Annotated in this window: 19 protein-coding genes and 1 pseudogene; 8 read left to right on the top strand and 12 right to left on the bottom strand. The window is 44.7% G+C overall.

Annotated elements, in window-relative coordinates; genetic code table 11:
- The first annotated feature begins 164 nt into the window (after positions 1–164).
- Genes CZ379_RS17670 through CZ379_RS27195 form a run of 4 tightly spaced genes read left to right on the top strand, consistent with a single transcriptional unit; the run spans position 165 to position 1,910 of the window.
- Entirely contained in the window at positions 165–998 is an 834-nt protein-coding gene (locus CZ379_RS17670) for a S1C family serine protease (protein ID WP_110932828.1), read from the top strand.
- On the top strand, positions 995–1,225 hold the full coding sequence (locus tag CZ379_RS26740) for a hypothetical protein (protein WP_110932827.1): 231 nt from the start codon (positions 995–997) through the stop codon (positions 1,223–1,225). The genes CZ379_RS17670 and CZ379_RS26740 overlap by 4 nt, the downstream gene beginning before the upstream one ends.
- Before the next feature lies 1 nt (position 1,226).
- Positions 1,227–1,754, top strand: a complete 528-nt coding sequence (locus tag CZ379_RS17660) for a DinB family protein (RefSeq protein WP_110932826.1) — start codon at positions 1,227–1,229, stop codon at positions 1,752–1,754.
- Between the two features lie 48 nt (positions 1,755–1,802).
- Positions 1,803–1,910: an adenylyl-sulfate kinase gene (locus CZ379_RS27195; protein WP_199925835.1), complete on the top strand. Its 108-nt coding sequence runs from the start codon at positions 1,803–1,805 to the stop codon at positions 1,908–1,910.
- A 230-nt stretch (positions 1,911–2,140) separates the two neighbouring features.
- On the opposite strand, the gene CZ379_RS17650 is transcribed toward CZ379_RS27195, so the two are convergent.
- Complete coding sequence (locus CZ379_RS17650) at positions 2,141–2,482, bottom strand: winged helix-turn-helix transcriptional regulator (protein WP_110932825.1); 342 nt, start codon at positions 2,480–2,482, stop codon at positions 2,141–2,143.
- Between the two features lie 104 nt (positions 2,483–2,586).
- On the opposite strand from CZ379_RS17650, the gene CZ379_RS17645 reads away from it, so the two are divergent.
- On the top strand, positions 2,587–2,970 hold the full coding sequence (locus CZ379_RS17645; RefSeq protein WP_110932824.1) for a RidA family protein: 384 nt from the start codon (positions 2,587–2,589) through the stop codon (positions 2,968–2,970).
- Positions 2,971–3,054: 84 nt separating this feature from the next.
- Here CZ379_RS17645 and CZ379_RS26975 read toward each other — a convergent pair.
- From CZ379_RS26975 to CZ379_RS17625, 4 genes and pseudogenes are all read right to left on the bottom strand, one after another.
- A pseudogene (locus CZ379_RS26975) lies at positions 3,055–3,321 on the bottom strand (sugar phosphate isomerase/epimerase family protein); the annotation flags it as partial.
- A gap of 52 nt (positions 3,322–3,373) precedes the next feature.
- Positions 3,374–4,600: a copper amine oxidase N-terminal domain-containing protein gene (locus CZ379_RS17635; protein ID WP_110932823.1), complete on the bottom strand. Its 1,227-nt coding sequence runs from the start codon at positions 4,598–4,600 to the stop codon at positions 3,374–3,376.
- 323 nt (positions 4,601–4,923) lie between these two features.
- Positions 4,924–5,544 carry a class I SAM-dependent methyltransferase gene (locus CZ379_RS17630; RefSeq protein WP_110932822.1) on the bottom strand — a complete coding sequence of 207 codons (621 nt, stop codon included), beginning with the start codon at positions 5,542–5,544 and terminating at the stop codon, positions 4,924–4,926.
- 3 nt (positions 5,545–5,547) lie between these two features.
- A complete protein-coding gene (locus CZ379_RS17625; protein WP_110932821.1) occupies positions 5,548–7,785 on the bottom strand; it encodes a heavy metal translocating P-type ATPase in 2,238 nt (745 codons plus the stop codon).
- A gap of 181 nt (positions 7,786–7,966) precedes the next feature.
- Here CZ379_RS17625 and CZ379_RS17620 point away from each other — a divergent pair, with 181 nt between their 5' ends.
- The gene (locus tag CZ379_RS17620) at positions 7,967–8,338 is read left to right on the top strand and encodes an ArsR/SmtB family transcription factor (protein WP_110932820.1); all 372 of its coding nucleotides are present in this window, start codon (positions 7,967–7,969) and stop codon (positions 8,336–8,338) included.
- Between the two features lie 329 nt (positions 8,339–8,667).
- A complete protein-coding gene (locus CZ379_RS17615; RefSeq protein WP_110932819.1) occupies positions 8,668–11,241 on the top strand; it encodes a glycosyl hydrolase in 2,574 nt (857 codons plus the stop codon).
- Positions 11,242–11,676: 435 nt separating this feature from the next.
- Here CZ379_RS17615 and CZ379_RS17610 read toward each other — a convergent pair whose 3' ends face one another.
- Together CZ379_RS17610 and CZ379_RS17605 are read right to left on the bottom strand one after the other, a co-directional pair.
- Complete coding sequence (locus CZ379_RS17610) at positions 11,677–12,261, bottom strand: TetR/AcrR family transcriptional regulator (protein ID WP_110932818.1); 585 nt, start codon at positions 12,259–12,261, stop codon at positions 11,677–11,679.
- 77 nt (positions 12,262–12,338) lie between these two features.
- Complete coding sequence (locus CZ379_RS17605) at positions 12,339–13,568, bottom strand: cytochrome P450 (protein WP_110932817.1); 1,230 nt, start codon at positions 13,566–13,568, stop codon at positions 12,339–12,341.
- Positions 13,569–14,120: 552 nt separating this feature from the next.
- Between CZ379_RS17605 and CZ379_RS27190 the strand changes: the two genes are divergently transcribed.
- Positions 14,121–14,465 carry a LysE family translocator gene (locus CZ379_RS27190; RefSeq protein WP_407668677.1) on the top strand — a complete coding sequence of 115 codons (345 nt, stop codon included), beginning with the start codon at positions 14,121–14,123 and terminating at the stop codon, positions 14,463–14,465.
- Here CZ379_RS27190 and CZ379_RS17595 read toward each other — a convergent pair.
- The 5 genes from CZ379_RS17595 to CZ379_RS17575 form a co-directional block, all read right to left on the bottom strand.
- On the bottom strand, positions 14,443–15,945 hold the full coding sequence (locus tag CZ379_RS17595) for an alkaline phosphatase family protein (RefSeq protein ID WP_234404946.1): 1,503 nt from the start codon (positions 15,943–15,945) through the stop codon (positions 14,443–14,445). The genes CZ379_RS27190 and CZ379_RS17595 overlap by 23 nt on opposite strands.
- Positions 15,946–16,380: 435 nt before the next feature.
- Positions 16,381–17,103, bottom strand: coding sequence for a DUF421 domain-containing protein (locus tag CZ379_RS17590; protein ID WP_110932815.1), 723 nt, complete (start codon positions 17,101–17,103; stop codon positions 16,381–16,383).
- A gap of 147 nt (positions 17,104–17,250) precedes the next feature.
- Positions 17,251–19,242 carry a sucrose-specific PTS transporter subunit IIBC gene (locus tag CZ379_RS17585; protein WP_110932814.1) on the bottom strand — a complete coding sequence of 664 codons (1,992 nt, stop codon included), beginning with the start codon at positions 19,240–19,242 and terminating at the stop codon, positions 17,251–17,253.
- Positions 19,235–20,236 carry a carbohydrate kinase family protein gene (locus CZ379_RS17580; RefSeq protein ID WP_110932813.1) on the bottom strand — a complete coding sequence of 334 codons (1,002 nt, stop codon included), beginning with the start codon at positions 20,234–20,236 and terminating at the stop codon, positions 19,235–19,237. Before CZ379_RS17580 ends, CZ379_RS17585 begins: the two co-directional genes overlap by 8 nt.
- Before the next feature lie 42 nt (positions 20,237–20,278).
- Positions 20,279–21,748 carry a glycoside hydrolase family 32 protein gene (locus CZ379_RS17575; RefSeq protein WP_110932812.1) on the bottom strand — a complete coding sequence of 490 codons (1,470 nt, stop codon included), beginning with the start codon at positions 21,746–21,748 and terminating at the stop codon, positions 20,279–20,281.
- Positions 21,749–21,822: the final 74 nt, after the last annotated feature.

Raw genomic sequence — 21,822 nt, 5'->3', positions numbered from 1 at the left:
TACGCCTCCGACACTATCATATTCTTATTAGCAAAACTCAAATTATCTCATGAATGAAGAGGTTTGGCAACCTGTATATCCTTTTGTTTCCGATCACAGTCTGTTAACGTTTGGTATAATCATGTTGAATCATTGTTTTGATTCTATTTCTCATTAGCAGGGAGGTGTTTTCCATCCGTAACGATGAGCTGAATAATCCCGATCTAGTAAATGATACCGATGTCCCGTTTGAATGGGAAGAAGAATTTTGGAACCCGGAGGATGACATTGAAGAGGATGAGTTGAATCACCGACCCAAAAGAACATGGATCAAAAAAACAATTATTGTTATGCTGGTTATTCTGCTACTCGGTAATCTAGTCGCTTTTATACCACAGATTTATAATCTACTGGCACTACGGTTTTTGAAAAAGGATGCTCAGTTATCACATGATGAACAGATCCAGCAATATAAGCAAGCCGTTGTCAATGTTAGTACTGGCGGTCGGAAAGGTACAGGGTTTAATATCTCTCCAAACGGACTCATTATTACGAATCAACATGTCATGGATGACGACAAGGCTGGTATTATCCAATTTTTGGATGGAAAAACTTATCTGGCAGATGTTATTGTAAGTGACAGCGAGATCGATATCTCCATACTTAAAATTAGAGACAATGCGAACAACCTACCTACACTGCGATTGGAAACAGAGATAGCGTATCAAGAGGGCGATCCTATTCATGTCATCGGAAATCCGCTAGCATTCTACCGAATCGCCACTGAAGGCACAGTGCTAGGATTAACCCCATTAGAGAGTCGCCAGCTTCCCATGCTCATGATACAGGCGCCAATTCATAACGGAAACAGCGGCAGCCCTGTTATTAACAATAAGGGGAATGTTATTGCAGTAGTGTATGCCACAACAATTACATCACTGGGGGACCAATCTATCCCTGTAGGTCTTGCTATTCCAATTGATTATTTGAAGAAATATGAAAAGATTATGTTTAATTGATCGCAGATCTGTACAAACATTTTCGCTTATTCAAATATAATCATTTCTCCGTCATCTACAAATCCAAATCGATGGACGCGGGCATCCACATATTTGATCCGATGCACAGAACAACAGGGATGATCAAACTGGATACGAACAACGAATATGGGATACTGCTCGTGAAGTACTCTGAAGAGGAGAAGAGGACGACCTGCTCGTCATTTAAATTAAGGGGGAAGCGTTAAGATGCGATACGATTTGAAAGGCGAAATCAATATGTCGCCCATTGTGGGAATGCTATATTCTGCCGTAAAGGAAAACAGCGACCGGTTACAGCTTGTCACTGCCGGCATGTCGCAAGAAGAAGTCGATTATAAGGGGCCCGATGGCAGAAGCAATAGTACGGCACAGTTGATCAAACATATTTTGTATGTGGACCTTAACTGGGTTTATCGGATAAAAGGACAACCTCTTCCTTTTTCTTTGAAAGTGCAGCATGGCCCGATGATCTATGCGAATGGCAGACTTCCAATGGTTAAGGGAGAACCTTTGCATACTCTTATATCCGATTATAAAGCGGTCATCACCATGTTGAAGGATACTTGCGCGCAATTAACGGATGAGGACCTGGATCGAATCGTGACTTTTGGGCATGAAAATGAAAAGGAAGCAACCGTTCGTTGGGGCATATGGCATATAGCCGACCATAGCCGTTATCATCAGGCAAATATCAACCAGCTTAGAAAATGGTATAAAGAAAATTTGAAGCCATAACACTTTGAATTTGAAATAGAAGTTTGATTTAATCGAAGTCCTTAAAGTATCGGGGGTTATTCTAATCGATCGAATGACGCAGAATGCGAACGGCGCGATGTGAAAGGCTTATACAAAAAAGCGCGCAGGGGGGAGATTCCAAATTTGTGTCATTAGTCAACAACAAATTATTATTAGTCAACTCATAAAAACGCCGGCGGAAAGTTATCGGTAGACATATGTACAAAATACGGGTTTTGTGAATATGTCTAGGGGAAACCGCGTCGATCCATGTTACAAGCACTATTGTTTTGTGCATTTCTTGGTTTTTGATATATTACATTCATATTGTAGCTGTCCGTTAATTGATCAAAGGTAATTGGATGCCTTCTTGTTTTTTATTGTGCTTATAGTTTATGGTTTTTAACTCCCCATTCACATAACTCTTCCAAAATGGGTAATAGTGTCTGCGCTTTATCTGTAAGACTGTACTCGACTTTAGGAGGAATTTGAGGATACTCTTTCCGTTTCACCATACCATCTGCTTCCAATTCTTTAAGTTGTGAACTCAATGTTTTATAAGTAATAGCTCCTATCTGTCTTTTTAGTTCATTAAAGCGAACTGGTTGGTTTTCTGCTAGGAGGTAAATAATAACCATTTTCCATTTACCACCAATAACTGATAGTGTATAACCAAAAGGTGTATCTTGAATATTCTTAACTTTACCTTTATATTCAGCCATACTCATATTTACACTATCCTTTCTGGTAGTAGCTATCAATTAAGTGCGTACTATTTTTTTATATGCTTTCATTCTATACTAACCTTACTTTAAGTAAAGGAGAGAAAAAAATGACTAACGTCAAAAGCTACAATCACGATCTTTGGGATCACGGCATCACCCAGGGTTACTCCGTAAACGGAACTATCTACATTTCGGGACAATTTTCTCACAACACGGAGGGCACTTTTGTTGGCGAAGGCGATATCGAGGCACAGACCCGGCAAACACTGGAAAATCTTGATCGCGTGCTGGCGGGATTTGATGTAACGAGGTCGAACCTCGCTTATGTGGAAATCTATTTGGCAAACGCTAAAGAACATTCCGAGTCGGTCATCCGTCAGTTCAAGGAATACATGGGACAACACCGGCCGGCAGGCAGTCTCATCGGCGTGACATATCTTGCGTCCCCTGAGCAATTGATTGAAATAAGCGCCGTCGCATACACGGATTAACTCGGCCACCATGGTCAGCGCAACAGGGACGGTCGGGCTTCGGATAGGCGCACACGGAGCAAGCCCGTCTCCCCCCTCTATTGCAATTGGGCCTGAATAATCCGTTTCCGCAATTTTATTCATGGTTGTAGACCAATCAATCGTACCGTCAAAGGGTAACCCGTGTTGGGCATAAACTCCGTTATTATCATGTAAATGTAGTGCCATCAACCGGGAACCGTACATGGATAATAAATCATCGCCCGGATAGTGGCGGTAATGGTGCCCGCTGTCATAACAGAATCCGATACGCAGGGAATCCACTTGCTCAAGCACATACGCCAAATTGGAAAGGTTCCATAAATTCTCCAGTGCAACATATCATTGACACCAAGTAACCATTTCTCCAAGTATTAGCAGCTTCTTATTTCATTTCCTGCCAGCCCTCGAAATCGTGAATGGCAAATCCGGCATAGCTAGCGTAGCGCGCCAACTGATTATGGGCTGATTGAAGCTCCTTTTGCATTACTTCATTGCTCATGGAATAGAATGAGACCCGAGGCCCCTCTTTGCTTTTAACCGTTTCTACTGCAACAACAATTTCCTTCCTGAGCGTAGAGGCTTCTCTCAGCATGGCCTGTGCATTTTCTACAATTCCATTATCGCCTAATGCATGGTTCCGATAATTCATAATGACGAGGCAATCAAACTTCTCTAGCAGCCATGCGCTCATACTATAATCCTTCCCGGGCACATGAACCGTATTTAGCCAATACGGAACATCCATCGAAATTTTCAAGCCACTGCCTTTGGTTTCTTTTTCGATCAGTCTTAAATTGTCCATCCAGCTCTCAAGAATCGTCTTATTCCCCTTTGTCCATTCGCTAAGCGCATACGGTTCAATATCGAAGTGCAGCCCAGTAAAGCTTGATTCCGGGCCAACAGAGGAATTATAGGTTTTAACCCAATCGATGAATTTTCGAATATCCTCCTGCCCAGACTTATAGACCCATTCGGGACGCCCTTCAAGTGCTTCCACTAGAATTCCTTCGCTTTTGGCTTTTCGAATAAAGTCCTCATATATCGCTGGATCGATATCTCGATTCACCTGCAGGTAAATCGATGTCACACCCTTCATTTTTGCGAAGCTTATAATTTTCGCTTGATCCTGTTTGATGATATGAGTGTCCCATATCCATGTTCCTTTTGGAACGTTGCCCACGGAGCTCATAATGCTCACCAGCTTGTGCGTGGGCTGCCACTCCACATTTGCATGCAGGGCTTCACTTATAAAACGCAGCGGAACCATCGTACGGCCGTTTTTGAGCACTGCCGCCCCTTCAAACTGTACTCTTTTCCCATTCACCAGTGCATGATGATCGCCAATTACCAAAATAACAGTGTCACGGTTCAGCGAAATTGTGATTTGCTTTAATTTTCCGTCCCATTTCGTAGCAGCTCCGAGCCTGTCGGATACAAAAGCAAGTGGAACCATCGTAAGGTTGGATCTCTGATCGACATATGGGTTCTCATCCGGGAACAGTACGTCACGCCCATCCACAGATACTCGAACTTCAGAAGCGTAGGTAGCGGGGATAAACGTAGCTAAACTCAGCATGATAACTAACGTGCATACAAGCCATTTTCTCATGGTTGATTTCCTCATCTTTTTGAATTTGTTCTTTTTCTTACTGTGCACGCATTGTCACATAATGAGATTATACGGTATGTAATAATTGGCAACAAGGTCAATAGGTAGTATTTGAAGTCCACTGAATTACATCTTTTTAAAAATTCACATATTTACTTAAGTTGGTTAATTAACTGAAAATTGATATAATGACCCCATCTCCCTATAGATCTTATTCTTGGGAAAATATTTATTGAGATCTAGCGCACAACATAGATTAAAATATAAAACAGCCAAGACTGCGCCTCTTCAATAGGCACACTCTTGGCTCAAAAAAAGCTACTTCATTTATGCTCAAGCACAATTTTGCGATACATATCTCCCAACATGGCTGGGCTGTCCTCTCGAATGATCAGTCGGCCGAGATGTGGTTTAAGGATCGCCTGGTAATTCCGGCCGATATCCGTGCCCAATAGGGCTATGAGCGGCCGCAGCATTCGCATAATCAGAGGCAATTTTCCCTCCCCACCCTTGAACTTATCGAAAATGACGATTTTGCCTCGCTCCTTCGTAACGCGAACTAGCTCCGACATACATTTGTGTTCGTCGGGAACGACCGACAATATCAAGCTTGCAATCACCAGGTCGAAAGACTGGTCAGCGAATCGCAGATCCTCCGCATTCATCTCCAAAAACTGGACATTCTCGTTTTCGCCTACTTTTGATTTTGCCTGTGCAAGCATTGCTGGAGAGAGGTCGACAGCCGTGATTTCAAGGCTTTTTCCGTAGAAAAAACGCAAATCGGCCCCCGTCCCTACCCCGACCAGCAGCACGCGCTTGTCCGGTTCGAGGGCTAGATCGGCAAAAACCTTTTTTCTGGCCCGGGCAAATGGGCCCGCATTAAATAGAAAGTCGTAAAACGGAGCCCCCGCCCGATAGATCAACTTATTCCAGTGATTATTCATATCTTAAATCCCTTGAACCAAATTAGGTTTGATCTTCAATACCCGCATGGCGTTCAATACGGCGAGCAGAGTGACGCCTACATCCGAGAACACCGCTTCCCACATCGTCGCAATTCCGAATGCGCCCAGGAGAAGGAAGACCGCTTTGACGAGCAGCGCAAAAATGATGTTCTGCCACACGATGCGCCGGGTTCTCTTCGCAATATGGATCGCGGAAGCCAGTTTGGAAGGCTCATCGGTCATGATAACGATATCAGCGGCTTCAATGGCTGCGTCGGATCCGAGGCCGCCCATGGCCACGCCGACGTCGGCTCTGGCCAAAACCGGTGTGTCGTTAATACCGTCGCCAACGAACGCGATCTTTTCTTTGCTTGATTTTTGGCGGTCGATCTTCTCTAGTTCCTCGACCTTATGCTGCGGCAGCAGTTCGGATCGAACCTCGTCCACCCCCAGCTTTTTACCGACCGCTTCACCCACGGCCTTGATATCGCCCGTCAACATGAAGACCTTCTTTACGCCGAGATTTTTCAGTGAATGGATCGCCTGCGCCGAGTCCTCTTTGACCTCGTCGGCAATAACCAAATAGCCAGCGTATTGTTTGTTGATCGCAATATGCACGATGGTGCCCAGCTCAGATGGCGCAGCGAAATCGACATTTTCTCGATTCATGAGCTTTGCGTTCCCGGTGAGCACCTCCTTGCCTTCAAACATAACCTGAATACCGTGCCCCGATATTTCGTTGTAACCCGAGAGCAGTTCTTCATTCAATTCCTGTCCATAGGCTTCCCTGATGGACTCTGCAATCGGATGGGTGGAGTGCATTTCGGCAAAAGCAGCTTGGCGAAGCAGCTCCTGCTCGCTCCATCCATTTTGCGGATAAATACCGTTCACTTTAAATGCACCTTTGGTCAGCGTTCCTGTTTTATCAAATACGACGTACTTGACATCATTCAATGCTTCCAGGTAATTGCTGCCCTTAACAAGGACACCGTTCCTGGAGGAAGCCCCAATGCCGCCGAAGAAGCCAAGCGGGATTGAAACTACTAGGGCGCAAGGGCACGAAATGACTAGGAACACCAAAGCCCGGTATACCCAATCCGAGAAGGTCGCGCCGCTGAAGAGCAGCGGGGGCAAAACGGCTAGCAATACGGCGACAATGACGACAAACGGCGTATAGTACCGTGCGAACTTCGTAATAAAATTTTCTGTGGGTGCCTTTTTACTGCTTGCGTTCTCCACTAGATCCAAAATTTTAGAGACGGTCGACTCCCCAAACACTTTCGAAACCTCGATTGTCAGAACCCCGTTTTTGTTGATGAATCCGCTTAGCGCATCATCGCCTGCAGCCACCTCGCGCGGCACGGACTCACCGGTCAACGCCGAGGTATCCATTGCCGAATTCCCCTCGATGACTTTACCGTCAAGAGGTACCTTCTCACCGGGCCGCACAATAATTATATCGCCGACCTGCACTTCTTCTGGACTCACGCGTTTGATCTCGTCGCCCGATTTCAAGTTGGCAAAATCCGGTCTGATATCCATCAGCGCGCTGATGGATTTCCGTGAACGGTTGACGGCAATGCTTTGGAACAGTTCGCCAACCTGGTAAAAGAGCATAACAGCTACGCCTTCTGGATACTCCCCGATCATAAAAGCGCCCACAGTCGCAATAGACATGAGGAAGTATTCGTCGAACACTTGACCTCTTACGATGTTCTTCAGCGCCTTGAAAACAATATCGCCGCCTACGATGAGATAGGACGCAATAAACAGGATCAGTTCAAGCTCACGACTCAGAGGTAACGCGAACGCTGCCGCGCCGATGGCAAGACCTGCGATCAGCCGAACAACCATGATTTTGATGCTTTGCGCTCCGTGATCATGGGTATGTCCGTGCTCATCCTCCGCAGCCTCGTCGCCATGATGATGGCTATGGTTGTGATCTTGGTTAGGGGCATGATTATGTTTGGAGACTCTCCCCTTTTGGCTTCCCGCCGCTCCATATTCCAATACTTTTATACCAGGCTCAAGTGTACGGATTTTTTTCTTCGTCTGCTCAAGAATGTCATCCGAACGATCCGGCGCGATTTCCATGGTCAACGTTTTGTTTGCAAAATTCACTGAACAAGCCGAAACCCCGTCTATCTTCTGGACACCATTCTCAATCTTCAAAGCGCAGTTCGCGCAGTCCAGACCCTCCAACACCAATTTTCGCTTAATCGCAGAATTACCAGTTTCCATATCGTTGTCTCACCTCTTCATTAAATACAACACATGAACATGTATTCATATATAGTATATTCCTCAATTATCATTGCTGTCAACAATAAATGGAGGCAGCTGTTTTTAATTGTAATCATTTCGTTTAAGCCATTCTTTTTGTTATAATAATTGTAAAGATTCTTATAGAAAGGTGATTTTAATGACACAGTCTCTAAATTCAGCTGAGGAATGCGACACAACTTGCCCTGGGACGGACACAGATTTAAACACAATTAAGGCAGAACTGATTGACGATCAGGCAGCTGTTCAATTCGCCGACTGGTTTAAAGCTTTTAGTGATCCAACTCGTGTTAAATTAATTAGTGCATTATTAAAAAGAGAGCTGTGCGTTCATGATTTGACGGTACTCTTAGGTATGGGACAATCTGCTGTTTCTCATCAGTTGAGGTATCTGCGTAATATGAGGATTGTAAAACGCCGTAAGGTCGGTAAAACCGTATTTTATTCCTTAGACGATAACCATATTGAGCAAATCTTTATACAAACTCTTCAACACACAAACCATAGTTGAATCTCACATTTTATTAATGAAGTTTTTGAGTCATAAACGCAAGCTATAAAACAATCCAGATCTGTGAAATAAGCAAATCTGGGTTGTTGTTTTGTTTCAACCGCCATTGCTCAACTCCCCTTCTAGCACTAACGTTTGCTCCGTCATCAATGCTTCCAGCTTCGAATGAACTTGAAACCCTTCTCCCTTTCTTTTCATTCCATTTTTATCAAAATTTTTCACTGTCGATATATTTACATAATATGGTATATATGTTACTATGAAAGCGCATCCATTTGTTGTTGGATTGTGCGATTGTTTTCATATTTTACATGGAAAGGAAGATAAGCATGACAAGTTTGCTCAAAAAGGCAAGCGCAATGTTACTGGCATTTACTCTTCTCCTTGGATTGATGACAGCGCCCATTCATGCAGCCCCCCCACTTTTCACGATTGAAAGCGAAAATGCTCAGCTCACCTCCGATCTTCAAGTAGTGACTCAGATTTACGGACAACCGAAGCCCGGTTACTCTGGGAGTGGATTTGTCTGGATGCAGAATTCCGGTACAATAACCTTCACTGTAACTGTTCCAGAAACCGGCATGTATACGATCTTGACTCGATATATGCAGGAGTTAAGTCCTGACGGCAGGCTTCAATATTTAACAGTTAACGGCGTTACCAAAGGCTCGTATATGCTGCCTTACACGACCGAGTGGTCGAATTTCGATTTTGGCTTCCATAAGCTGAATCAAGGGAGCAACACGATTGAACTGAAGGCCGGTTGGGGATTTGCTTATTTTGACACCTTCACCGTGGATGATGCCGATCTCGATCCCTTGGACGTGCAGCCTGTCCTGACGGATCCCGCGGCCACACCGGAAACGCAGACTTTGATGAATTATTTAACGGAGGTATACGGCAATCATATTATATCTGGTCAGCAGGAGATTTACGGAAGCGGAAATGACGGCAATTATGAGCTGGAGTTTGATTGGATCTACAATTTAACCGGGAAGTATCCGGCAATCCGCGGCTTCGATTTTATGAACTATAACCCGCTGTATGGTTGGGAAGACGGTACAACCGATCGAATGATCGATTGGGTAAATAACCGGGGCGGGATTGCGACAGCTTGTTGGCATATCAATGTGCCCCGAAATTTCACCGATTATCAGCTCGGTGAGTTTGTGGACTGGAAGGACGCTACCTACAAGCCGACAGAAACCAATTTTAATACAGCCAATGCAGTGGTTCCCGGTACTAAAGAATATCAGTATGTGATGATGACCATTGAGGATTTAGCGGAACAACTGCAGATTCTGCAAGATAACAATGTGCCGGTTATTTTCCGTCCGTATCATGAGGCGGAGGGCAACGGAGGATTAAATGGAGAAGGCGCTTGGTTCTGGTGGGCTTCAGCAGGAGCGGAGGTGTACAAGCAGCTGTGGGATCTGCTCTATACCGAACTTACCGAGACGTATGGTTTGCACAACTTGATCTGGACCTACAACAGCTACGTATATAACACATCTCCCGCATGGTATCCCGGTGACGATCAGGTGGATATAGTCGGCTATGATAAATACAATACGATCTACAATCGCTATGACGGTTTGTCCGGTGTACCCAATGAGGATGCCATTACTTCGATTTTCTATCAGCTTGTTGATTTAACGGGCGGCACGAAAATGGTGGCCATGACGGAGAACGACACCGTTCCAAGCCTACAAAATTTGACGGAAGAAAAGTCAGGATGGCTCTACTTCTGCCCTTGGTATGGCGAGCATCTTATGAGTACTGCCTTCAACTATCCAGCCACTCTGAAAACGCTCTATCAAAGTGATTATGTCATCACGTTGGATGAGCTGCCCGATTTAAAAGTTGATAATCCAATTCCAAACGCGTCCATCTCACCTATAAACGTTGAGTTTGACAAATATGGCTCCAATGAAAGCGACAAAGCCATAACCGTAAATTTTAACGGCAATACATTAACCGCTCTTCGAGCAGGTGCTAATGCATTGACCGTGACTCAGGATTATACCTTGAGCGGGAGTACGCTGACGCTAAAAAAAGCTTTTCTGGCCGGGCTGCCGGTTGGCGAGCATTCCATCGTTTTTGATTTTAACCAAGGACAAGATCCCATATTAAAAGTCAAAATTGTCGATTCAACTCCGAGCGCTGGAATTTCGCCCTTGAATGCGGTTTATGATAAAGCGACGAATCTAGAACAGGATATTACCGTATCCCTTACCTTAAACGGACATCAGCTTGCAAGCATAACGAATGGAAATTATACACTTCAATCCGGCCAGGATTATACGGCTTCAAGCGCTGCTGTCGTTCTGAGCAAATCCTATCTTTCCACGCTGCCGCTGGATCAGCATGTGATAACCTTTCATTTCAGCGGAGGAAATAACGCTGTTCTTACAGTAAATGTACTGGACAGCACTGTTCCTCCACCTGCGGGAGACTTGACGATTCAAGCTTTTAACGGCAACACGAGTACTTCCACCAATGGAATTTCCCCCAAATTCAAAGTAGTCAACACAGGTGATTCGGCGATTCAGTTAAGTGATGTAAAGCTTCGGTATTACTACACGATTGACGGGGAAAACACACAGAGTTTCTGGTGCGATTGGGCCAGTATCGGGAGTGCGAATGTAACCAGCAATTTCGTGAAACTGGCGACTCCGGTTGTTGGAGCCGACTATGTTCTGGAGATTGGCTTTACGAGCTTGGCTGGAACGCTTAATCCTGGACAGAGCGCAGAAATCCAAGCACGTTTCTCCAAAACCGACTGGTCTAATTACAACCAGGCTGACGATTACTCGTTCAAGGCTTCCAGCAGTCAGTTCGCAAACCATGAACAGGTTACCGGGTATATGAACGGTCAGCTTGTGTGGGGGCTTGAGCCGTAGGGAGGTAAAGCTAAAAGGGAGAAAGAAATACAATCCTTTTCCGTCCCTCAAATAAAATTAAAGAGGTTGTAACACAAAAACACTCATAATTACCCAAATATTATGAGTGTTTTTAATTATAACATTCCTGTAAACAAGATAATTTGATGTGGTGTCACAATTAGAAATAAACATAACATATATTATGTAAACCAAATGAGGTTCCCCTTATACAGAATAACTCGCTTGCTAAACTGTTTGTAAAACTTTTCCGTCCGATTCTACAGAGCCGCTAGCCCATCCGTAACGGTCTTTCGATTTGCGAACACAGAAAAGACCCCTGGTTCTCGATCGAAATCTTCTCGGTATCGAGTACAGGAGCCTTTGGTTGATCAATCAGCTTGCTATTAAGATTGGTAAAATTATTCATATCTGTTAACTGGGAATAATTTAATTCTATAACAAGGCGTGATATTTTGCTTCCTTGGTCATTTTCAACACAGCCTCAGCCATAAACTCTGGCGAATACGGAAAATCATTCTGAAGCCACCAGCTCGCTACCGAAAAATGCGCGGCGATGCTATAGCGCCATTGAATTTCGGAAGGTACGCCCTCAATGGATAAATGCAAATCCACGATTTGTTCTATCGCCTCCTGGACGATATCGGAGAACAACTCCATCATATCCAGCTCATATCCTCGATTCAAAATAACCTTGAAATAATAGCTCTGCTCCTTCAAATGCTGATAGAAAGCCAACAGGTAACTGTAACTGACCGTTTCCACACTATTGTTATCAATTTTAGCGGACAGCACGGCTTCTTTTAAGGAATGAAATAAATCCTCAACATTTCGACCGAGCAAATCATACTTGTTCTCATAATGCTGATAAAAGGTGGAACGGTTAAGCATCGCTTTTTTCGTTAGATCCTGGATCGTGATTTGTCTCCACTCTTTTTCATATAGCAGCTCGAATAATGCTTCCTTCAAGAGCTCCTTCGACCGGATACTTCTCTTGTCGTCCCGATAATCAAACGCCATGATTAGCTCTCCTTATTTCTTGCGTGTTGCCGCGTATTTGGTATATTCCTTTTGCTAGTAAAATCATGTTTTCGAGTTCAAGTATAAGCGACCAATGGTAGATAGACTAAGGATTGCCCGGTAGCCGCAGGCTGAAGATGCTCCTCTAAATGAAATTCCGCAACCGGCTCAATGCGGGAGAACCTCTGCACGAAATGCTCTAGCATAATTGTGGCCTCCAACCGTGCCAAAGGTGCGCCTAGACAAAAATGCGGCCCAATCCCGAAGGTTAAGTGTTTTTTGCTGTTATGACGGCGGATGTCCAGGTCAAACGGCTTTTCGAACATCGCTTCGTCCATATTAGCTGCACTCATCCAGGCGACAACTACATCGCCTTTTTTTAGCTCCACACCTAAGACAGCGTTGTCCTGCCTAACTGTTCGATCCATCTTGCTAATGTGGAAACGATAGCGCAGCATCTCCTCGATCGTATTTGGAATCAAGTGGGGTTCGTTCCTCAACTCCCCGTATATTTTATCATTATCGTATAAAAAGGCATAAAAGGTATTGGCCAGCAAATGACTCGTCGTCTCAATACCGGCACCTAAAATAAACATGGACGTACGTACGATTTCATCATCGGAAAATCTTTCTCCATCCACGTCCACCTGAATTAAATCCGAAATGATGTCATCCTCCAAATTAGAACGTTTGGCTACGATAAGTGGCAGCAAGAACGAATAATATTCCCTCGCCGCCTTGTTCTTTAGTTCATTGACGGCAGCCCGGTTATCCTGACTTGAAGGCATAAACAGAATATCCACCCACTGCTTGAACAACTCCCTGTTTTCCGAAGGAACCCCTAGCAGCTCAGACATCACAATAATCGGCAGCGGAGCAGTCAGGCTGCCCGTAATGTCTATCGGCGATCCCTGTGGAATTTCGTCGATTAACTCTTCGACAATTTTATGGATGCGCGGTTCCCATAGTTTCAAGCTACGAGGCGTAAAAGCGCTCGATAAAAGGGCGCGGCGTTTCCGATGCTCGGGAGGATCCACGCCAATAATATCGATCTTCCCTACTTCGGCGCCTTCCGGCGCATCTGCACCGACATCGATAATCGTCCGCTTGCGTTCGCTCGAAAAATATTCATAATCGCTGAGCACTCTTTTTACATCATCATATTTAAATACATTCCAAGTATTCGTTTCTTTATGATAACTGATCGGCTCATGGAGCAGCTTCTGTTTATACCACGAATAGGGATTGAATTCCTCCACGTTGCTTCTGAACTTTGTAATTTCCGCGACAGGGATGATTTCTTTCATCTTTTTCTCCTCCTTATTTAGCATAATAAATGATTCCTCATCTTAAAGATAAAAGGAATTTAGTAAAAAATTACATTACATCTAAATTAATATCAACCAACACATTGACGGATTCTGTTGAAAAGCATGTACTCTTTCCTAGCAATATAAGCAATTTGAAGGATATTCACTTTAATTATCAACCCCGATTAGGCCCTCCAAGCAGAAGGTTCGAGGATATGGAGAACGAAGCATGGGAGCAGGCGCTCCAGCAAAACTTAATGAGCGCATTCGGCTCATTCGCTGCTCCCTCCCCCTTTTTAAAACGCTCAGAGAACGGTCGCATCGTAAATCGAACTCCTATATGACAGGACAGACGCTTCTCGTAGATGGGGGGATGGTAAAGTCACTATAACCGCATGATTGAATAACAAATAAAGGCTAATCCGATAAAAAGGATCAGCCTTTATTTATTTGCACTAATTTTTTAAGTCAGCATTACTATTTCCTAAAGAAAATTTAATTATTTTAACTATAGGTGCTGTATTCATTTGTTATCTCGGCATTAAATTCATGCGCTCTGGAGGTCAAGTTCAAATCCAGGAGCCTTGTACTAAACAAAGCCCCATCTCTTCGTATATTGTTACATTCCTACTTACCCTTTCGAATCCTATGACGATTGTTTTATTTATAAGCATATTCGGAGCTTCTGGGGTTCTGTTCTCTCAAGCGGCTTCTAGTGTACCCTTACTGGTTGGAGGAGTGTTCATCGGTTCTATGATTTGGTGGTTATTTCTTGTTGGGATAGTTGCGTTCGTAAAAGTCAGTGTGCTAAAAACTCGCCGTCTAGCCTTGATTAACAAGCTGTCTGGCTTGATGATGATATGCTTTGGTGTCAGTGCACTTTTTCATCATTAGCACGCTGCTGGGTCACAAGCTTCAGCAGGTAGTCTTTCAGGTCAACGATTCGCAACTGCTCCGGCTTAGCTTCCGTTCCGCTTACGATCATCGGCACGAGTGACTCGGTATATCCAATAGAACCGTGGCCTCCCCCTCCTTTATGGGTCGGCGAATTCTTGTCCGCTAATTCGTAACCCGGCTTCGCCGTCACTACCAAAAATTCTCCATCATGAGAGTGAAACGCCCCATACAACCGTCGAAGCACATCCGGATACTTGCCATATTTAATGGTATTGTGCTTAGAATTTATTTGTAAATCCAATACTTCCGTCTTCTGCTCTACCGTCCATTTTTGCCCGTAGGGATCCATGAGCTCCCCTTCAGCTTTAAATTTGAGCTTTTGCGAGGCATCGCCTCCCATAACATGCATCCATTCCCCTTCTCGCCATGAAATGAAATCTATGCGGGGCTCGGCTCTTAACACTTTAGCAATGTCTTTAAGCTTGTGAGCCTTAAGATTATATACATAAGCCATAGTCTCGTTAACAGCTAGCACGATTTCCGTATCGTCCGTAACGGCCTCCCCCTGGCGGTAGACGGTATATTCTTTAAGCAAAGAAGGCAGGTCGATAACCGGGTTATCCTCCGCGGGCAGGATTTGGGTCATCCCGCTATCTCCTATAATGACAATAATCGCTTTCTTCAATGCTTCTTCCGGCGAGCCGAAGCTTTGTAATAATTCTTGCAGCTGCTTGTCCGTTTTCTTGACCCCGTTCAGCTCGTCAGGGCCATTTTTATGCAGCTTTTTATCCAAGTCAGGTAGATATACATACAAAAAATCGGGAAGCTTATTTTCCTTGATTAAATAATTAGCGGTTAATATCGAGTATTGATTATTTATGCCCAGGCGGCGGGTCAAGCCATCAGGAAGATTTTCTATGCCTGCTAGCGGATCGGACAAGGAACCTAGCGCTAAATAATCCGGCCCTTTCACCGGAATTGATTTGGGTAAGGAAGTTGGGGCATCCATCCAGGGTGGAATGGAGAGAGTATGCTGAACAGAACCGCGGTAAATTAAACCGTTAATGCTGCCAGACTTCTTCCCAAGCTGAGCTAATTCCTCATAAATCGTAGGCAGTTGAGGGTTCAAGTGGCTGCCGTTAAGGTTAATTAATGCATCCGCCAATACCGGATCAACGCCAAGCTTAATGACCTCCATCGGCCCTGTCCCATAACTGATGAGCTTCTTGTCCGCTGTTGAATACCAGGTCAATCCCGGGATATGATGACGGTCCGGATATGCACCTGTAAGCAAGGAGCTGTCAATCGTTACGGACATTGTAGGAAAAGAGCTTACGAGATCCTTATAATACTGCCCGTGCTTAATCAGGTGTTCGAAGGCAGGAAGCTCTTTTTGCGCTATGCCTTTATCAATGGCTTCGGCCATAAGCGAATCGGCCATAATGAAGATGACTTTCTTTGTATCTTCGCCAGTCACGGATTTTACTCGAAGCAAATCGGGTTCTTTGTAAGCTGTTTTTTGTTTTTGGCATCCCATTGCCATAATCAATATTAAGATGAGCAGCAGGAACAAACTTTTTTTCCTCGTATAAATAAAGATCACCAACCTATCAAATAAAGTGCATATGTATATGCTGTTCCATAATCTAAATTTTATACAGCATAGTGCTGCATTAGCGTATGTTTGTTATAAAAATGAAACTACCTGTTACCAAAAAAATCTTGGCAACAGGTACGTAATTACTTGACGATTTTCCCCCGAATTTCACCGTTTGGATTCTGGACGGTATAAGTTTCCACTCCTCTCTTTTCACGATACGGTATTGTATCCGGAAGAGTGGGTATGGACTGTGTATCAACCTATGTTTATTGTGTAAAATGGGAGTAGAATGAGCTTCTTATTAGACAGGCTTTAATCACGAGTGTTGTCTTTTCTTGGTTCTACGTAGACACGCAGGTTTTCACTGCCAGTAATGGTTGCTAATATTACATCGCGAACATTAGCATTCGTAGGTGCTATTTTTGCGTGAAGCCATCCTGGGTCTTTTCCCATTTCCTGAAGAAGAGACATATCGATTTTTCCTTCTATAATGATCGGCCTTGTAATAGTAAACGGCTGAGTCTCTAGCTTCATATCTGCGGGTGTAATCGGTTGGTATTGGGTATCCATAAATACGGATATTGTTCCACCCGGCTCCCATAATGCAAGCGATACTTTTTGGATATCCTCTACTTTTTCTTTCCTTAGCTCAGAAAATAAAAAATCAATAGAGATTCTTGCTTTAGATAAATGATGGAATTGAATTTGTCCATTTTTAATGAGCGTGATTGGTGATGGATCCAGATATCGCTTGAAAATAGGCCATTTTAGGCCTAACCAGGTAGCTATAACATATAACATGATTAAAACAATGGTGGTAATCATAGATCCTTTTAATCCCAATTCCTCATCGGAAAGCGGGTGAGCTATAATATTGCCTAGGGTCAGAGCGATGATGAAATCAAGAAATCTTAATTGTGATATGGACCGCTGGCCCATCAACTTACTTACCACGATTAAAAACACAAAACTGACAACACCTCTTAAAATCCATTCAAGCGCTGTCAACGATTCTTTACTATGAAAAAAATCCAATCCATCCAGCCCTTTCGCAAATCTAAAAGTTATCTTCTAAGTTCTCCTCATGCGCTAATCTCTATACATAAATACCAAACTTGTGAATCTTGATCATAGGCAAAAATGAAAAGACCAGCGCTTTCCAGCACTGGTTGAATGGGTAATTTAATCTGTTTTAAAGTGGACGGTCATCACCGCGTCCTTATTGGCAGTCACCGGCTGTCGGTTTTCATTCATAACCACTTCTGCTACTTGTTCCGCATCGGCCGGAACAATAACCGGTGTAATCGTGGTTAATCCTGCATCCCTGATCGTATCAAGGTCGAACTCGATTAACAGCTGTCCTGCCTTCACGGCATCGCCCGTTTGTACATGCGTTTTAAATCCAGCGCCTTTGAGGGAGACCGTATTGATCCCCACATGAATCAACAGCTGCAGGCCGTTCTCGTGCACAAGAATTACTGCGTGCTTGCTCTTATCCATAAGGTGAGCGACCACGCCATCAAAAGGAGCCACGACTTTGCCATCCGTCGGCTCAATTGCAAATCCATCGCCCATATGCTTTTGTGCAAAGGCCGGATCAGGTACCTCTTCCAAAGGCAATACTTTTCCCGCAACAGGAGATGGAATTTGCATGCTCAATGCTGCTTCATCTACAGATGTCTTGTTAGCTTCCGCAGTTACAGCCTCAGTTACAGCCCCTGAAGTCGTTGATCCTGCTTGCGTACTGGCCGAACCTTGAGATGCTGCCGGAGCAGCTTGAAGTTCCTCGGTCATTTTGTCCTTGTATCCAAACAACCAGGTCAGTATGAAAGCAACGGCCATAGCAATCACATTACATAGAATATATAGAGGAAGCTGACTGTTCAAGTAAAGAAGCGTACCTGGAATGACGGTAACGGCCATTCCCGTCGCTGCAAGACCGAATATGGACGCGAGAAAGCCTCCAATGGCTCCGCCTATCAATCCCATGATGAAAGGCTTCATATAACGTAAGTTGACCCCGAAGATCGCCGGCTCGGTAATCCCTAAGAAAGCTGAGAATGAGGATGGCAAAGCCAAAGCTTTTAGCTTCACATTTTTGGTCTTCAAGCCAACCGCTAGACACGCAGCGCCTTGTGCTGCCATAGCAGAAGTAACTATCGCATTGAAAGGATTATTGCCAAGCTGCTCCAGCAGTTGAATCTCCAGGAAGTTGAAAATATGATGCACCCCGGTGACAACGATAATCTGGTTGAAGAAACCGATAACTAAGCCCGCGATCCCAAATGGGAGACCTAATATAAAGGTGGTTCCATGCAATACCCATTCTTCGAAGGAATGGAATATCGGTCCGATCACAAATAGTCCAAGGGTAATCATAACCAGCAGCGTAATAAATGGTGTCAAAATCAAATCCAATGCTTCAGGCACGCGCTTTCGCAACATTTTCTCGAATTTGGCTCCGAGGAGTCCCACGAAAAATGCAGGCAGCACGGAACCCTGATATCCGACGACAGGGATAAATCCGAGCATTGTCAGGGCTTCGGCCGAGCCATTAGCCACGCTGTATGCGTTTGGCAAAGCGGGATTGACCAGCATTAACCCAAGCACGATGCCGAGAACCGGGCTGCCCCCGAACACGCGGAAGGCGGACCACGCCACAAGTGCTGGTAAGAAGGCAAATGCCGTGTCGGTTAATACTTGTGTAAACAACAGGAAATTAGCCGGTATATCAGCCGCGGTCATGCCGAAAAGTGATAAAATTTGCGGCTGGGTAAGTAATCCCCGCAGCCCCATAAATAATCCTGTAGCCACCAGCACGGGAATGATCGGAACAAACACATCTCCGAATGTGCGAATTGCTCTTTGAAATGGATTTCCGTGTTTCTTACTCTGACTTTTGACATCTTCTTTTGTTGTTCCAGTGATCCCGAGCCTCTCCACCTCTTCATATATACGGTTGACGGTACCGGTTCCAAATATGATCTGGTACTGGCCGGAGTTTAAGAAAGCGCCCTTTACCTTATCTATGTTCTCCACGCGGTCCTGATCAATCAAACCTTGATCATGAACCATAATCCTTAATCGCGTAGCACAATGTGCAAAAGAAGCTATATTTCCCTTGCCGCCTATGGCTTCCACGACCTGTTTTGCAATATCACGATTTTCAGACATCCGTAATCATCCCTTCATTCGATTCCTGTTGTATAAACCTTTGCACGTCCATTTGATTTGGAAGAGCCGGGATCGCGCCTTTTTTCATCGTCGTTATAGCCCCGGTTGCGTTGGCAAACTGCATAATTTCATGATGATTTCTTCGCAGAAGCCCCGTCACGTTCTCTTGCGTAGCTTTTTTATCCAATAACTGATATAGAAGACCTCCTACGAAAGCATCTCCAGCCCCGGTTGTATCCTGCACTTCCACGTTAAACCCTTGGCTTTGATATTTCTCCTCCGGCGAAAGATATAAATCCGCACCATTCTTTCCTCTAGTATAGACGACAGCTTTAACATTGCCTTTAAATAAAGCTGCGATCGCTTTCTCCGATGATGGAATGCCCGTAATAAATTCAAGCTCATCCTCGGAAATCTTTAATATATGAGCGGTTGGAATAAAAGCCTGAATCGTCTTCCGGCACTCATCTGGACTCGTCCATAAAGGAAGTCTGACATTCGGATCAAAGCTAATCAGCCCGCCCTGTCTCTCTACGCTATGAATCGCTTTCAAATGGGCCTGTTTCATTGGACTTTCCACTAAATCGACCGAACCGAAATGTAAAATATCATCCGTTTGAAAAATGGTCGGCTCAATTTCAGCTTCGGAAAGAAGCAAATCGGATGATGGATTGCGGTAAAATGAAAAATCCCTTTCCCCATCCTCCTGCAACGATACAAATGCCAATCCGGTATTGGCCTCTGTCGTCCGTTGGATGAATCCTGTATGAACTCCAGCCGACGCTAATTGCTCGATCAGATAGTCTCCGAAAGCATCCTTTCCCAGCTTTGTAAGCATCGCGGCGTTTCCGCCTAGCCTGGATACGGCTGCCGCAACGTTTGCCGGCGCCCCTCCAGCTGCACGCTCAAAGGTGAGCACGTCTTTTAAAGCACTCCCTTTTTCCAATGGAATAAAATCAATGAGTAGTTCACCGATTGCAAATAATTGTCCCACGCTGTCACCATCCTGAATCTATTAGAATTGTTATTTAGAAAATTATATCCTCCACAGGGATGCCCGGCAGGCGGCGCTTCCCCCGTGGGCAAAAAAGCGGATTTGCGTACTATCCTCGCTTGGGAAGATACGACTCGTAAATACCTCTTCTCCGTCATTAACAAAGATCTCCACCGAAGATGCATCGACGAAAAGCTGAAACTTAATTGTCTCTGCGTCGAGGCTGCAGCGCCGTTCACTGCCATATTCGGATTCGATGGTTTGTCCGGATAGGGAGCGATCGAGGATAATCTTCTTGGCGTTCCGGTCATACGTTAGAGCTGTCCTTTCTGTGCTCCCGGCACGAAATTCAATGCCGAAACGCTCGGCATCCGCCTCGGAAAATTCGCAAACCAGCTCATAGTTGGTTCCCTGAAGACCGGTAAAGCTCTTTGTTTCGCTTCGTAAAACCGCTTGTGCCGTTACCTCATCTTTGCGCAGCTTCTCCAGCTCCTTAACCGGCCGCTGAATAATCTTCCCGTCACGCAGCTTCAACTCCCTCGGCAAGGTTAAGCAATGCGCCCATCCATGGCGATCTGTCGGATACCCGATATCGGGAAGACCCATCCAAGCTACGAGAATTCTCCGCCCGTCGGGCGCTGCCGTCGTTTGGGGAGCATAGAAGTCAAAACCTCTGTCCAGCTCCCGGAATGGTTCGTGATCAAGCCTACCCGTACGGACATCAAGCGGCTTACCGACCACATATCCGGATTGATAAACATTTTGGAAGCTGTCACCTTTAGGTGATAAACCCTGCGGACAAAATAGCAATACCCCCTGCTGATCCAGCTCAAAGTAATCCGGGCATTCCCACATATATCCGAAATCATTCAGTTGGGTAGAGATTTCACCCAGAAAGCTCCATGTAAGCAGGTCTTGCGATTGGTACAAAACGGCACATCCGGTGCCATTCGTACGCTGAGCTCCTATAACGCAATAATATTTCCCATCAGCTCTCCAAACCTTTGGATCTCGGAAGTGCTCGGTATAACCATCAGGAACCGCGGTGATCACCGGCTTGCTTCTCTTTGCAATGCTGCCATCGCGACTCATAACAGCTAGGTTCTGATAAGGAAGTCTGACCCACGCCTCATTTCTTGTATTTCCCGTATACATTAAATATAGCTCACCGTCTTTGACAATCCCGCTTCCTGAATAGGCTCCATGAGAATCTTGCGGGTCGCCGGGCTCAATCCCAATCCCAATATTTTCCCAGCGTGCAAGATCTTTGGATTTGGTATGATACCAATACTTCATACCATGAAATGTCCCTAACGGAAACCACTGATAGAACAAGTGGTATTCTCCGTCATAGAATGCAAATCCGTTGGGATCATTCAACAGTCCGTATGGAGGTTGAATATGAAAAGATTGTCTCCACGGACAATGAGCTACTTGCTCCCTAAGCTGTTCCAGCTCTTCAGGCGTTGCCTGATCCAATTTCCTGTACTTTTGCTCTCTTGATAATGTCATGGTTGATAATCTCCGTTTATTAGTCATTTAAGGCATTAGAACCGGTTCCAAATCACCTTTAAAAAAAGGAACCG

This window comes from Paenibacillus bouchesdurhonensis, from assembly GCF_900155685.1.
Taxonomy (GTDB): Bacteria; Bacillota; Bacilli; order Paenibacillales; family Paenibacillaceae; genus Fontibacillus; species Fontibacillus bouchesdurhonensis.
The sequence above is the reverse complement of the archived record's forward strand: the minus strand, read 5'-3'. Positions and strand labels throughout refer to the sequence as shown.

What these genes read in the sequence shown, in the direction of transcription:
- CZ379_RS17605 (WP_110932817.1), bottom strand. Translation starts at nt 13,568, where the DNA reads ATGAAAGAAATCATCCCTGTCGCGGAAATTACAAAGTTCAGAAGCAAC.
- CZ379_RS17635 (WP_110932823.1), bottom strand. Translation starts at nt 4,600, where the DNA reads ATGAGAAAATGGCTTGTATGCACGTTAGTTATCATGCTGAGTTTAGCT.
- CZ379_RS17650 (WP_110932825.1), bottom strand. Translation starts at nt 2,482, where the DNA reads ATGAGTATGGCTGAATATAAAGGTAAAGTTAAGAATATTCAAGATACA.
- CZ379_RS17610 (WP_110932818.1), bottom strand. Translation starts at nt 12,261, where the DNA reads ATGGCGTTTGATTATCGGGACGACAAGAGAAGTATCCGGTCGAAGGAG.
- CZ379_RS17625 (WP_110932821.1), bottom strand. Translation starts at nt 7,785, where the DNA reads ATGGAAACTGGTAATTCTGCGATTAAGCGAAAATTGGTGTTGGAGGGT.
- CZ379_RS17585 (WP_110932814.1), bottom strand. Translation starts at nt 19,242, where the DNA reads ATGTCTGAAAATCGTGATATTGCAAAACAGGTCGTGGAAGCCATAGGC.
- CZ379_RS27190 (WP_407668677.1), top strand. Translation starts at nt 14,121, where the DNA reads ATGCGCTCTGGAGGTCAAGTTCAAATCCAGGAGCCTTGTACTAAACAA.
- CZ379_RS17645 (WP_110932824.1), top strand. Translation starts at nt 2,587, where the DNA reads ATGACTAACGTCAAAAGCTACAATCACGATCTTTGGGATCACGGCATC.
- CZ379_RS17575 (WP_110932812.1), bottom strand. Translation starts at nt 21,748, where the DNA reads ATGACATTATCAAGAGAGCAAAAGTACAGGAAATTGGATCAGGCAACG.
- CZ379_RS17620 (WP_110932820.1), top strand. Translation starts at nt 7,967, where the DNA reads ATGACACAGTCTCTAAATTCAGCTGAGGAATGCGACACAACTTGCCCT.
- CZ379_RS17615 (WP_110932819.1), top strand. Translation starts at nt 8,668, where the DNA reads ATGACAAGTTTGCTCAAAAAGGCAAGCGCAATGTTACTGGCATTTACT.
- CZ379_RS17630 (WP_110932822.1), bottom strand. Translation starts at nt 5,544, where the DNA reads ATGAATAATCACTGGAATAAGTTGATCTATCGGGCGGGGGCTCCGTTT.
- CZ379_RS17660 (WP_110932826.1), top strand. Translation starts at nt 1,227, where the DNA reads ATGCGATACGATTTGAAAGGCGAAATCAATATGTCGCCCATTGTGGGA.